This is a genomic window from Mesorhizobium sp. XAP4, assembly GCF_029269325.1.
Taxonomy (GTDB): Bacteria; Pseudomonadota; Alphaproteobacteria; order Rhizobiales; family Rhizobiaceae; genus Mesorhizobium; species Mesorhizobium ciceri.
In genome coordinates this window covers 45,202-58,192 of record NZ_JARIXW010000013.1, presented here as the reverse complement: position 1 = coordinate 58,192, position 12,991 = coordinate 45,202, and the positions used below count along the sequence as shown (strand labels likewise).

General features: G+C 60.9%; 9 protein-coding genes and 1 pseudogene. 5 read left to right on the top strand and 5 right to left on the bottom strand.

Annotation, left to right across the window (positions count from 1 at the left end; genetic code table 11):
* On the bottom strand, positions 1-1,222 hold a 1,222-nt coding region (locus P3C39_RS31835), incomplete at its 3' end, for a DUF4573 domain-containing protein (protein ID WP_275955461.1).
* Positions 1,223-1,442: 220 nt separating this feature from the next.
* Here P3C39_RS31835 and P3C39_RS31830 point away from each other — a divergent pair.
* From P3C39_RS31830 to P3C39_RS31815, 4 genes are all read left to right on the top strand, one after another.
* On the top strand, positions 1,443-1,703 hold the full coding sequence (locus P3C39_RS31830) for a hypothetical protein (protein ID WP_063170858.1): 261 nt from the start codon (positions 1,443-1,445) through the stop codon (positions 1,701-1,703).
* Positions 1,704-1,892: 189 nt separating this feature from the next.
* Positions 1,893-4,193 (top strand): peptidase domain-containing ABC transporter, encoded by a 2,301-nt coding sequence (locus P3C39_RS31825; protein WP_063170857.1) that lies wholly within the window; start codon positions 1,893-1,895, stop codon positions 4,191-4,193.
* 20 nt (positions 4,194-4,213) lie between these two features.
* Positions 4,214-5,617 carry an HlyD family type I secretion periplasmic adaptor subunit gene (locus P3C39_RS31820; RefSeq protein WP_064994815.1) on the top strand — a complete coding sequence of 468 codons (1,404 nt, stop codon included), beginning with the start codon at positions 4,214-4,216 and terminating at the stop codon, positions 5,615-5,617.
* 46 nt (positions 5,618-5,663) lie between these two features.
* Positions 5,664-7,445 (top strand): tetratricopeptide repeat protein, encoded by a 1,782-nt coding sequence (locus tag P3C39_RS31815; protein ID WP_275954956.1) that lies wholly within the window; start codon positions 5,664-5,666, stop codon positions 7,443-7,445.
* 306 nt (positions 7,446-7,751) lie between these two features.
* Here the strand turns inward: P3C39_RS31815 and P3C39_RS31810 are convergent, their stop codons facing one another.
* Positions 7,752-8,453 (bottom strand): Crp/Fnr family transcriptional regulator, encoded by a 702-nt coding sequence (locus P3C39_RS31810; protein ID WP_224675679.1) that lies wholly within the window; start codon positions 8,451-8,453, stop codon positions 7,752-7,754.
* Between the two features lie 156 nt (positions 8,454-8,609).
* Complete coding sequence (locus P3C39_RS31805; RefSeq protein WP_275954957.1) at positions 8,610-8,891, bottom strand: hypothetical protein; 282 nt, start codon at positions 8,889-8,891, stop codon at positions 8,610-8,612.
* A 379-nt stretch (positions 8,892-9,270) separates the two neighbouring features.
* Here P3C39_RS31805 and P3C39_RS31800 point away from each other — a divergent pair, with 379 nt between their 5' ends.
* Positions 9,271-10,143 carry an FkbM family methyltransferase gene (locus P3C39_RS31800; RefSeq protein ID WP_275954958.1) on the top strand — a complete coding sequence of 291 codons (873 nt, stop codon included), beginning with the start codon at positions 9,271-9,273 and terminating at the stop codon, positions 10,141-10,143.
* Between the two features lie 101 nt (positions 10,144-10,244).
* Here the strand turns inward: P3C39_RS31800 and P3C39_RS31795 are convergent, their stop codons facing one another.
* A complete protein-coding gene (locus P3C39_RS31795) occupies positions 10,245-12,551 on the bottom strand; it encodes a mannose-1-phosphate guanylyltransferase/mannose-6-phosphate isomerase (RefSeq protein ID WP_275954959.1) in 2,307 nt (768 codons plus the stop codon).
* Positions 12,552-12,567: 16 nt separating this feature from the next.
* A pseudogene (locus P3C39_RS31790) lies at positions 12,568-12,803 on the bottom strand (phosphomannomutase/phosphoglucomutase); the annotation flags it as partial.
* Between the last annotated feature and the right edge of the window lie 188 nt (positions 12,804-12,991).

The window sequence follows — 12,991 nt, the reverse complement described above, 5'->3', positions numbered from 1 at the left end:
GTTCGACCGGCTCTACTGGGGCAACAGGTTCGACCGGATCGACCGGAGCAACCGGCTCGACCGGCGCCACAGGTGCAACCGGTGATACCGGAGCAACTGGCTCGACAGGTTCGACTGGAGCAACAGGTTCGACGGGGTCGACTGGAGCAACCGGCTCGACCGGCGCCACAGGTGCAACCGGTAATACCGGAGCAACTGGCTCGACCGGATCGACAGGTTCGACCGGCTCTACTGGGGCAACAGGTTCGACCGGATCGACCGGAGCAAGCGGCTCGACCGGCGCCACAGGTGCAACCGGTGATACCGGAGCAACAGGCTCTACTGGTTCGACCGGAGCAACCGGCTCTACCGGCGCCACAGGTGCAACCGGTAATACCGGAGCAACCGGCTCGACCGGATCGACAGGTTCGACCGGCTCTACTGGGGCAACAGGTTCGACCGGATCGACTGGAGCAACAGGCTCTACTGGAGCAACCGGCTCGACCGGTGATACCGGAGCAACTGGTTCGACTGGAGCAACAGGTTCGACTGGCGCAACCGGCTCTACCGGCGCCACAGGTGCAACCGGTAATACCGGAGCAACTGGCTCGACCGGATCGACAGGTTCGACCGGCTCTACTGGGGCAACAGGTTCGACCGGATCGACTGGAGCAACAGGCTCTACAGGTTCGACAGGTGCAACCGGTGATACCGGAGCAACTGGCTCGACCGGATCGACAGGTTCGACCGGCTCTACTGGGGCAACAGGTTCGACCGGAGCAACCGGCTCGACCGGCGCCACAGGAGCAACCGGTAATACCGGAGCAACTGGCTCGACCGGATCGACAGGTTCGACCGGCTCTACTGGGGCAACAGGTTCGACCGGATCGACTGGAGCAACAGGCTCTACAGGTTCGACAGGTGCAACCGGTAATACCGGAGCAACTGGCGCCACCGGATCGACAGGTTCGACCGGCTCTACTGGTGCGACCGGTTCGACTGGAGCAACCGGCTCGACCGGCGCCACAGGAGCAACCGGTGATACCGGAGCAACTGGCTCGACCGGATCGACAGGTTCGACCGGCTCTACTGGGGCAACAGGTTCGACCGGCGCCACAGGTGCAACCGGTGATACCGGAGCAACTGGCTCGACCGGATCGACAGGTTCGACCGGCTCTACAGGTTCGACCGGTTCGACTGGAGCAACAGGCTCTACAGGTTCGACTGGCTCAACCGGAGCCACCGGTTCGACAGGTCCGACAGGTGCGACTGGCTCGGGCGGCGGGACCGGTGACCGCGACCATGGCAACAACGGTGGCGGCAACGATCCTGATGGAAGCGACAGCAGCAACCCAGGCAAGGGGCATGGCAATGACGGGTCCGACAACGATGGTTCGCCAGGTAACGGCAACCACGTCAAGGTCTCGGCCGATACGATCGGACTCAAGGACTCCAAGCAGTTCTTGCAATCGGGCCCGGCCGCCAGCAGCGACACCGATAGCCAAGCCTCGTTCCGGCAGCTCGTTGGCCTGGCTGGGGGTTCGGTGACGAGCGATCTCTTGAACGTTCTCAATACGATCAAGGGCCTTAGTCCGAACCAGAACAAGACATCCGGTGCAACGTCCGACTTGACTTCTGACAAGGGCAAGCAAGGCGCCGGATACACTAACACCGACGACACGCTGAAGAAGGCAATGAAGGATATTCTGAAACCTAATGACTGAGTCCAGGTTGAAGAAAGAACGCGCGGCCCTTGCGGGAACGCAAGTGCCGCGCGTTCACCATTTCCAGGCGGGCAAAGGGCCCGTGCGGCTGGCCTATTTGGAATATAGTGGGTTTTGTCAGCAGTCCCGGCTGGGACGGCTTGCCCGGAGCATCCTTGAACCCTCGCTTGTGGGCCGGAGGGGAAGTGCATGGTGAGCATACCTCTGAACGCCGATGCACGGCCAACCTCGATCCGCGTGGACGCGGAGGCGACTGGCAAGGTTGGCAGCCAGAGCGAGGCGGGGAGGGCACCCGGCGGACCCGCCGAGTTCGACCGGATTGCCCCGCGCCTCAAGGCGGTGCTACGGGTCGCCCGCTACCATGGCGTCGAACTCGACCCGAACGAGTTCAAGGTGGCGAGCGCAAGCCCGGTTCCAAACGCGACCGATCTCTCGCAATGGGCCCAGAACGGCGGCATGTGGTCGCGTGCGCTTCGCATCCGCTGGTCGCATCTTCTGCGCTTCGAGCACACGGGACCGGTCGTCCTGCTGTTCAATGACGGTGGCGCAGGTCTCCTCACCGGGGCCAGTCCAGAGCGAAATGTCGTCTTCCTCAAAAGTGCGGATGCGCCCGAGGATGCCGAAGCCATCGCCATCGACGAGTTGCGGCTGTCGCAGGTGTGGGCGGGTGAGGCCGTGCTGTTGCGTCCAGCGCGATCCTATATCGCGGCCGATGCGCCTTTCACCCTCGGTTGGTTGATCGACCTGGTACGGTTCGAAAGCCGTTCTATGCGTGACATCGGTATCGCCTCGTTCACGCTCAGCCTCCTTACCGTTCTGCCGCCTCTCATGGTCATGACACTGGTCAACAAGGTGCTGCAGTTCAACAGCGTTTCAACCCTCGTGCTCCTGTCGGCCACAATTGCCGTCCTGTTCGTTTACGAGACGCTCCTCGGTCACGCCCGACGGCTGATCATCAACGTCGTCGGCGCCCGCCTGGATACCAAACTGAACTTGCATGTTTTCAGCAGGCTCCTGCGTCTGCCGCTTGATTATTTCGAGCGTCATCCGGCCGGCGAGACGATGTACCATCTCGCGCAGATCTATCGCATCCGCGAATTCCTCACCGGAAAACTCCTCAGCACGTTCCTGGATCTGATCACGCTCTGCGTGCTGATCCCGGTGATGTTCTATATCAACGCCACGCTGGGCTGGATGGTGCTTGCCTGCGCGGGCGTGATTATGTTGATCATCTTCGCCTTTCTCGCGCCGTTGCGCCGCCGCTACCAGCAAGTGGTCGATGCCGAGACCTGGAAGGCGGCGGCGCTCGGCGAAACCGTCGTCGGCATCAAGACGGTGAAGGCGCTCGGTCTCGAACCGCAACGCAGGGCGCTTTGGGACGAGCGGGTGGCGGAAGCGGGCAGGGCGCGCCTTGCCTTCGGGCAGCTTGCCAACTGGCCGCAGACGCTTGTCACGCCAATCGAGCGTGCGATGGTCCTCGGCACCATGCTGATCGGAGCTTATCTCGCGATGAGCGACACGTCTGGCTACATGGTCGGCAGCTTGTTCGCATTCATGATGATCGCCCAACGCGTCGCACAGCCTCTCGTCGGTCTTGCTCGACTGGTCGAGGACTTCGAGGAGGTAGGGGCGGCAATCAGCGAGGCAGGATCCGTCCTCAACCGGCCCCTGGAAAGCAGTTCGAATTCCACAGGTCTGAGACCGAAGCTCGTTGGCGAGATCAGTTTCCGTGATCTGACCTTCACCTACATCGGCACCAACACGCCAGCGCTTGACCGGGTCAACTTCGACATTCCAGCAGGGACGATGTTCGGCATCGTCGGGCGCAGCGGTTCGGGGAAATCGACAATTGCGCGGCTTCTGCAGGGGATCAATCGCGATTACAGCGGTTTTCTCAAGCTGGATGGCGTCGACCTCAAGGAGATCAACCTGCGTCACCTTCGCCAGGGGCTCGGCGTGGTCCTCCAGGACAATTTCCTTTTCCGCGGGTCGATTCGAGACAACATCATCGCCGGGCGCCCCGGCCTGACCCTTTCCGACGCCATGCGAGCCGCTCACCTTGCCGGCGCCGAAGAATTCATCGAACGCATGCCCAACGGCTATGACACCTATATTGAGGAAGGTTCGCCCAACCTGTCGGGTGGTCAAAAGCAGCGGCTGGCGATTGCGCGCGCGCTCATCCACGATCCGACCGTCATGATCCTTGACGAGGCGACCAGCGCGCTTGATCCGGAGAGCGAGGCGGTGGTCAGCGCCAATCTCATGCGCATCGCCAGGGGCCGCACGATGATTATTGTTTCGCACCGGCTTTCCTCGCTGACCGAATGCGACCAGATCCTGGTCATGGATCAGGGCCAGGTCCTCGATGTCGCGCCGCATGCGACCCTGCTCGAACGATGCGCGCTCTACCGCCAGCTTTGGATGCAGCAGAACCGGCATCTTGACAATCGCCAAGCTCGTCTGGCCGCTGTGCCGCCGAGACTTGTGTGAGCATCGGCTTCGGGGCGCCCATGAGCAGCATCACCCATTCCAGTCTTCCCGTCCGGCGCCGGACAGAGCCGAGCGATCCGACGATGCCCGTCATCCTGGAATTCCAATGGCCGTCGACGGCCATCGCCAATGCGCCCGTCCCACGAATGGCGCGCGGCATGGTCTGGATCATCTCAAGCATGGTCGTTGCCCTGATAACACTCTCAGGGCTCATACCGGTCGATCAGGTCGTCTCCACCAGAGGGCTCGTGGTGTCGCAATCGCCGAATATTCTGGTGCAGCCGCTCGAGACGGCGATCGTCCGCTCGATCGAGGTGCGCGAAGGACAGCGCGTGCGAGCCGGTCAAACGCTTGCTCGCCTCGACGCGACCTTCGCCTCCGCTGACCTTGCTGCGCTGACGACACAGGTCTCGACACTTGAAGCCGAAGTGGCCCGTTTGAAAGCGGAAGCCGACGGAAAGCCCTTCAGCTATGACGGTCTGGACCCGAGTTGGACCCTGCAGGCATCAATCTTCGATCGTCGAAAAGCCGTCTACGACGCCAAGCTGTCGAGTTTTGACCGGCAGAGCGATGAACTCAGTTCCGTGATCTCGCGTTCCCAGTCCGATGCTGACGGCTACCGCCAGCGACTGGCCGTCGCGGCTTCGATCGAACGGATGCGCAAGCAACTGGAAGCAAGACAGGTGGGCAGCCGCCTCAATACGCTTCTGGCCGAGGACAACTGGGCAGAGATGTCCCGGGCGCTCGGCAACGCCGAGCAGACATCGGAAGCTGCCAAGCGACAACAGGCGACGGTGGCCGCCGACCGCGATGGCTACATCCAGAGCTGGCGCGCGGAAGTCTCGCAAGGCCTGTCGGAGGCGGGCTCGCGTATGTCCGATGCCCGTGAGCTTCTCAACAAGGCAAAGCTGCGTAAGCAGTTGGTCGAGCTGAAAAGCGATGCAAACGCCATCGTTCAGTCAGTGGCGAAGGTTTCCGTCGGGTCTATCCTGCAATCGGGTGACCGGCTGATGACCCTGGTGCCGGACGACGCGGTGCTTGAAATCGAAACGAACATTGTCGGCCGTAGCAGTGGGTTCGTCCACGTCGGTGACCCCGTGGCCATCAAGTTCGACACCTTTCCATATTCGCAATATGGCCTCGCGCATGGCACTGTGCGCACGGTGAGCCCGGATTCCTTCTCGGCCCGGGAACAGGCGCGCGACCCGAACAGCTCGTTGGCCATGCTGCCCCCGGACGCTGACCTGTTTTACCGCACGCAGATTTCCATCGACGAGGTCGCCCTCCATGGCGTGCCCGCAAGTTTCACGATCGTCCCCGGCATGCCGGTAACCGCTGACGTCAAGGTCGGCCGCCGTACCGTGCTCAAGTATATTCTCGGCGCCATACTCCCCCTAGGCCAAGAAGCGATGAGGGAGCCATAGGCTCGGGCGCCGTGCGCGACAAACGGAGGTATGCGTTCTCGCATCGATGGCAATCCTTGACCGCCTGACTGCTTACGGTCCACCAGCGCTGGTATTGCGCCGGGCGATCCAGCTTTCTGACAGCGGCAAGCCTTTAGAAGCCTTTCCGCTGCTGGCAATTGCGGCACGCGCCGGGATTGTCGAGGCCGAATACCGCGTCGCTCGTTGCTATCTCGAAGGTTTGGGTGTGCCGCCAAGCCGGTCGGAAGGCGCGCGTTGGCTGCGGCGAGCGGCCGATCACGGCAGCCCCGATGCCCAGTCGCTCCTCGCCGCGCTTTACGTGGCTGGACTGGCGGCGCAGGAGCCCGACGGCAATGGCTTGGAATCGCAAAGCTTGTTCGAACGGGATTCCTCGCGGGAGCCGGAATTCGCGGCAGCGTTCGGGCTCGCGAAAAAGGCAGCCGAAGCTGGCTCCGCAACCGGGCAGGCAATTCTCGCCTATATCCTTAGCAGAGGCCCCGAAGCGATGCGGGACCTGGATGCGGCGCATGGCTGGTATGAGAAGTCTGCGGCAGCCGGCTGCCCTGAGGGATGCCTGGGCCTTGCTCTTTCCCTCGCCCGGCGCGGGCAGCCTGCGCAGACGGCCAAAGTTGCCGCCGAGGTTCGACGCGCTGCCGACGCCGGTCTGCCAACCGCAATCTACCTTCTTGGGGTCCTGACTGAGCATGGACGCGGCATGCCAGCTGATCGACCGGCAGCCGCGCGACTGTATCAGCTTGCCGCGGAGAAAGGCTTGCCCTCAGCCCAGTTCCGGTTGGGATTGGCGCTCATCGATGGTGGCCTTGCAGGGCAAGATATCGCCGCCGGCGAGGCGTGGATGCGGCGGGCCGCATTGGCAGGAAATATTGAGGCAGCCTATCGTCTGGGCGATCGGCATGTGAAGAGTTCGCCGCCAGACTATGCGGACGCCGCAACATGGTACCGACGGGCGGCAAATGCCGGCCATCAGGCTGCCGCCCGTGCGTTGGCATCGCTTTATCTTTCCGGAAACGGAGTCGTACAGGACGTCGAAGAGGGAGCGCGCTGGCTGCGTACGTCCGCAAATGCGGGAAATCAGCAAGCGCAGGTCGACTTTGCCAATCTGGTTATCGAAGGTGCAGGCGAGCCTGCCGACCGCGCCAGCATTGCTGGATGGTTCGAGGCGACCGCCTCATCGGGCGATCTGATTGCAGCGTTCAACCTCGGCCTCTGCTTTGCCGAGGGCGTCGGCGTGCGAAAGGACGAGGAGCAAGCTGCGCGATGGGTGAGGCGGGCGGCCGAAGGCGTGGCCGATGCGCAATATGCCTACGCGCGCATGCTTCAGGACGGGCGCGGCGTGGCTGCCGATCTGAAACAAGCCCGTTGCTGGTTTGAGCGGGCGGCCAATGCTGGCATGGTCGACGCGCAGGTGGCGTTTGCCGAAATGCTTCTCAACGGACGTGGCGGCGCCTGTTTGCCTCAGGCTGCCGCGCAGTGGTTCAAGCGGGCAGCCGCAGCCGGGCACGCCGGGGCTATGTTTGCGATCGGTGCCCAGTACGCGAATGGCCAAGGTCTGTCCTTCGACCCGGTCGCAGCGCAGAAATGGTTCGCCGCCGCCGCCGAGCGGGGACATGGCTATGCCCAGCTCATGCTCGGGGGCTATCTCTGCAATGGTCGTGCCGGGGAACACAACCCGGTAGCAGGCCGCCTTTGGCTCGAGCGAGCATTTGCGCAGGGTGTTCAGGAAGCCGCGAATGAACTCTCATATTTTGCCTCGAAGGCTGGCTCTGCGGGGGCCATAGGTCTGGTGGAAGAGCTACGCTCTGTTTAGGATCCGAGCAGCGAGCACCAATTCTCGCTCCTGATTGTGGTCCTCAAATTGGGCCGAGCGGACTCGCCGCTGCAGCGGAACGCCAAGGACGGTGTCGCTTAGGCAACCGCGAAGAGATCGCGCCAAGAAACCGAGATTGAATTGGCCGGCGCCTGGCCGGCGGACGCCAGTCGGGATAGGGAGCGGGCCAGACGGAACAGATCCGCCGCCGGAAAGTGGATGCTTGCCCGGGAAAGCCCGTCCTCGATCTTGCCCGATGGCCGCTACCGGGGAGCAAGATTGCTTGCCATCGCATGCCGGGACGTCTCAACCGTCGACATATTCCTGCTCGAATCCAGCAAACTTAGTCAGGCCCTGCTGATCGAGCACACGAACGTGGCCCTGCCGAAATTCGAGAAACTTGCGCTCGCGCAGTTCCCGCAGCATCCGATTGACATGAATGGGAGTGAGTCCCAGTGCGTCCGCCAGATCGTACTGGGTGAGAGGGCATTCATAGCTGTTGCGCGTGACAGAGCCGATTCGTTCCAGACGCGTCATCAGTTCGAGGAAGAGATGCGCCGTCCGCGCCAAGGCGCTGCGTCGTCCCACATTGGTGAGATGTTGAGCGACAACCGCTGCATTGTGCACGAGGGTTTCGAGAACAAGGGAGAACAGATGGGGCGACTGCATGGCCGCAGCGGTAAATGTCTTGGTCGAAGCCACCAGAACTGAAATTTCGGTTTGAGCCACAAACGTTTCAAGAGCCCTGCCCGAGTAGGACTGAGGTAGGACGATGTCGCCTTTCAGTGCAAAATCTAGGATCTGTCGCTGCCCGCCGGCAAGTTCATGAGAAAGGCACCCCCAGCCCGACTCGACAATGAACATGCGATCGCAATCCTCGCCCTGATTGACGATGACCGTCTCCGCCAGATAGCGCTTCGGCGTGAATCCCAGCCTTTTTATTAGCGCCGTATCGTCCTCATACGACAGGCTTTTTTCATTCACGCGCAAAAATGGATGTGGCATCATTCAGAAGCAACCCCGCCCAACTACTGCCCGAACTACCTCCCTCCCATACACCGTACATTAAAATTGATGTGAAGAGTATCCTCCAATGCACTATCGATGACGTGGCAATTTCGGTTGAAGATAACAGGTTTCCCGGTCGGCCGATGGGCGACCGGTTTAAGTCTTATTTCTCTTGAAATTTTCCCGCATGGAATCAACTATTTCGCTGGCGATGAGGCAGCTACGATTGTCCACTTGCTCGGCGGCATTTCGTAACGTCATCGACGCGTCCTTAAGTAGCCCTCTAATCTCTGCTGCTGACAACAGCTCGGATGCTTCGAGTTCCAGCAGCATGGATTCACTCACGTGCAGCGCGGCAAGCGCCACCGCTCTTGGCCTTGTGGCAAGCAGCTTCAGAAGGTCACTGCTGGGTCTGGCACGGACTTTTTTTTTGCCCATCGCTGGTCTCAACCGTTCGGACAAGATGGTTCATGTCTCAAGTTACATGCCTTGACGAATTAACCGCATTTCCATGATCGGGAGAGGTCGTTCAATGTCGCGACAGGCATCTTCCCAAAGCATACTATCCCGCTTTGCGGCAGCGACACAGAGGCAAGGGCTACCGAATTTGCCGTAGCTACCACGTCCCTATCACCTTGGGTACCTTGCTGATAAGCGGCGCAGGAAGAAGCATGTCTATGACCGAACCGTGGGGGGCATGATGGCAGGAATGCGCATGCGGGGGTTGTGTGCGGGCAATTTGCTTCGGTGGTAAGCCGGCCTGGCTACTCCCTAAGGCTGTATGGAGATTGGTGCACCCTCAGGTGATACTGCGACGATGAACCGGACGTTCTACGCCAAGCTCTATCACATTGACGGCCTCGCGCGCGCTATCGGCTGGAGGAAACTGGTCTCAGTATTGCTTCGCCGCGCACTCGGGATCGGCTCGGCGATGAAAGTTCGCTGTGGCGATCATGAATTGCTGATCAGGCCTACCGACAGCGACTTGTTTGTCATGTCACAAATTTTTGGGCACGGCGAATATGAAATTGGAAAGGGTGGGCAGAGCGCGCTCAACCGGCTCGCGGCAGGATGGAGACGGAGCGGGATCATACCCGTTATCGTGGATGCCGGCGCTAACGTTGGCTACTCGTCTATTTTCCTCAGAGACCAGTATCCTGATGCTGTGGTGATGGCCATCGAACCGGATCGCCAAACGCATGAAGTCTTACTCTCGAACTGCGCCGGTCTAGAGCGGATCATGTCTGTTTACGGCGCACTCTGGTGCCACGAGGGCGAAGTTGCACTCGTCAACAGCGAGCGCCCATCGTGGGCACGGGGCGTGTCAGACGGAGAAGGCGTGCCGTCGGTCACCTTACGGGGCCTTCTTGCCAGACTGCCCAAGGCGAAATTGCTGATGCTTAAGATGGACATTGAAGGCGCGGAGCTGGAGGCAACGCGAGACTGCGGCAAGGTCCTCAAGGATGTGCCGTGCATCATCGTGGAACCACACGACTTTATGTTTCCCGGCCGAGGCTGCCTCACTTTCGTCTACTCGCTTTTGAGCGGAAGGAAGATCGACAGCCTCGTCAACGGCGAGAACCTGATATTCATTGCCTCGGAACTCCTGGCAGCACCGGCAGCCTCACGGCGGCCAACGACCGAGGGAAAGCGAGCGTTGCCGGTGCGCGCGGCCAAGGCTGTGCCTTAGCGGCCACGCCACGAGCCGATATCTGCGGTCGTCAAGGTTCGGTGCAGACGACCTTCGCCAACCACGGTTCGGCACGAACACCGTATCTCAGGATCGTCGCGTCAGGAGCGACCCAGTACCTGCCTCAAACCCGTCTTGCTCACGTCCGAAGCAGGAAGCGGGAAAGGTTCGACTTGGCCTGCGGTCTTGTCCAGATACTGCATCAAGGCCGTCACCAGATGGTAGAAGATGCTCGCCGGCACCTCCGTTGCCAGTGACCTTCCGCGTTCGTCAATCCTGTCGATCCACAAGCCAAGCGGCGCGGGATCGATGTGCCATCTGAACAGGCGCGCGACACGGGCTTCGATCTCAGCTTTCAGGTCAGGCCCGCCAATGCCATCCAAGGCTACGGCTGCCTTGACGGCTTCGCATTGCGGCCAGCTGCGGGAGAGCCGGTCGAGAGGGATTCCCTGCCGCGATACGGCAGCAAAAGCCAGACCTGTTGCCCGGTTCAATCCACTGGCGACTGCCGATGAATAGAGCTTCCTTGCGTAGGCGACCAAGTCTTTCTGGCCGCTCGCTCGTGCGAAATCGACAAGGAGCGAAGCCCATTCGAAGTGATGCCCCGGTTCGGTCCACTGTCCTTCATCTCCCTGCAACGGCAACCAATCGGCGTCGAAATGTTCCCCAACCGTCCAGCTTTCCTGGTCGAAGAAATGGCTCCTGAAGAGATCGATGATGCGTGCTGCCCGACGCAGATATTCACGGTCGCCCGTGGCGCCATACCAGGCAAGAAATGATTCCAGCATGTGCATGTGTGGGTTCGAAGACCGCGCACCGTTCCAGCCGGGGCTCTCGAGGAACCCGGTCAGACTGTCGTGCTCGAGGTGGGCGTCGATGAAACGAAACGTCTGTTGTGCCAGTTCCAGGGCATCGTGGTGTCCGCATCGGTGAGCTTGAGCCAGCGCCAGGAGCACGCAGGCATGGTCGTAGGCGTCCTCGGTCGGGTCGGCCACGCTGCCGTTGGCATTGAGAGTTCGCACCCACCCGCCGCGGTTCGTGCGGCCGAATCTTGCGATGAAGTCGATACCGTGTTTGATGAGTTTGTCCGCCGGACCAGTCCAGCCACGTTCCTTGGCGACTGCGAAAGCGTAAATCTGGCGAGCCGCAGTGCGCATGCGCTTGGGTTTGCCCAATGGCCTCGCATCGAAGCCCAGGGCCTCATGGAAGCCGCCGTAAACATCGTCGACGCCAGCGGTGGACCACAGCGGCAGGGTTTCTTCGAAGAGCCAGTGCTCCACGCGCTTGCGCCATGAGCCACTGATGATGATCCGGTCTTCGGAGGCAGTAAATTTCGTTTCGAGGCGTCCGCTCTTCTCCAGCTGTTCGACGATTTTTTTCACGTTCTGGCTGTGGCTGACGGGTGCGACGAATACCGCATCTGGCGTCGCCACGATCGCAACATCCTTTATCCCGACGACGGTCAGCAGTCTGCCCTGGCTTCTGAAGTAAGAGCCCTGGCAATCGATGGCGACGATATCGCCCATTGTGACATTGCCGTTGCTGTCCGTGGGGCTGGCCTCCATTAGGGATTGCCATGAGCCAAGGTCGGTCCAGCGGAACGAGGCCGTAACCATTGCGATGTCGCGCGCATGCTCCATGACCGCGTAGTCGATCGAGGTCGAGGGGACAGCCAGGTAGAAGCCTTGTGTCAGGTATAGGCCCGAGACGTCGGTCCGCGCGCCCTTGTAGGCCCGTTCCGCGGTGTCCCAGATGTCGGGCTGGAAATCGAGAAAAGCCTCCCGCATGGTGTCGGCACGAAAGAGGAAGATGCCGGCGTTCCAGTAGAATTGTCCCGAAGACATGTATTTGCGCGCTGTCTTGGCGTTTGGCTTTTCGACAAAGCGCGAAACCGAGGCTACTCCGTCAGCATTTGCCGTGGCCTCGATGTAGCCGTATCCGGTTTCGGGATGCGTCGGCTTGATGCCGAACACGATGATCTTTCCTGAATCGGCGGCAGGCACGCCGGCCTTGACGGTTTCCCAGAATTGCGTTGTCGTCGATATCTGATGATCGGAGGGGACCACGAGCACAAGCGCGTCGGCCCCATATTCGGAGATCGTCTGCAGGGTGGCTAGGGCAACGGCGGCCGCGGTATTGCGGCCGACCGGCTCGAAGATCGGTCTGCCGCCGTTCAGGCCGAGCGGTACTATGTCCGAGATAACGCGCTCGGCATGCCGTTCGGAGGCTATCAGGTAGATCGGCGTCTCTCCGTCCGGCCGCGCCTTGAGGCGACGAACAGTGTTGGCAAGCATAGAACCATCACCCGAAAGATCGTGGAATTGCTTGGGGTTGTCTTCGCGCGAGAGCGGCCACAGCCGCGAGCCGACGCCCCCGCTCATGACAAAACTTACGATCCGGTCAGACATGGTCCAATTCCTCTCTGCGGAAATCATGGCCTGTGACGATGTCGGGGCCTACACCCATTCGTCGGATCAAGGTGCCGAGCCCCATACCGATCGCCTGAACGCCCATCAGATTGAGTTCTGGTTCTTTCTCCGAGTCTGGCTGCCCGAACCACCAGCGCGCGTCATATTCTCGAAAGCCTGTGGCTTGATCAGGGCACTTGTTTCGAAGGCGAATGTGTTTGGACTGGCTTGTCCGACTATGTTCACGGTCACGATTTCCGCTCCGCAGTTAGCGCCAACAGTCGTAACACGCGCCGCAGGCGGCCGCCTTCATGAATTCGAGTAGCCCTAACGCCCTGGTTCGCACCCCCTCATCCAATAGGAGCATGCCCGCCGACGGCCGAAAGGATGTCTCGTCCTGGCATGGGGGTCTTGTATTCTGGAATGTGCGTCCTGCTCGG

What these genes read in the sequence shown, in the direction of transcription:
- P3C39_RS31795 (WP_275954959.1), bottom strand. Translation starts at nt 12,551, where the DNA reads ATGTCTGACCGGATCGTAAGTTTTGTCATGAGCGGGGGCGTCGGCTCG.
- P3C39_RS31815 (WP_275954956.1), top strand. Translation starts at nt 5,664, where the DNA reads ATGGCAATCCTTGACCGCCTGACTGCTTACGGTCCACCAGCGCTGGTA.
- P3C39_RS31810 (WP_224675679.1), bottom strand. Translation starts at nt 8,453, where the DNA reads ATGATGCCACATCCATTTTTGCGCGTGAATGAAAAAAGCCTGTCGTAT.
- P3C39_RS31820 (WP_064994815.1), top strand. Translation starts at nt 4,214, where the DNA reads ATGAGCAGCATCACCCATTCCAGTCTTCCCGTCCGGCGCCGGACAGAG.
- P3C39_RS31825 (WP_063170857.1), top strand. Translation starts at nt 1,893, where the DNA reads ATGGTGAGCATACCTCTGAACGCCGATGCACGGCCAACCTCGATCCGC.
- P3C39_RS31805 (WP_275954957.1), bottom strand. Translation starts at nt 8,891, where the DNA reads ATGGGCAAAAAAAAAGTCCGTGCCAGACCCAGCAGTGACCTTCTGAAG.
- P3C39_RS31800 (WP_275954958.1), top strand. Translation starts at nt 9,271, where the DNA reads ATGAACCGGACGTTCTACGCCAAGCTCTATCACATTGACGGCCTCGCG.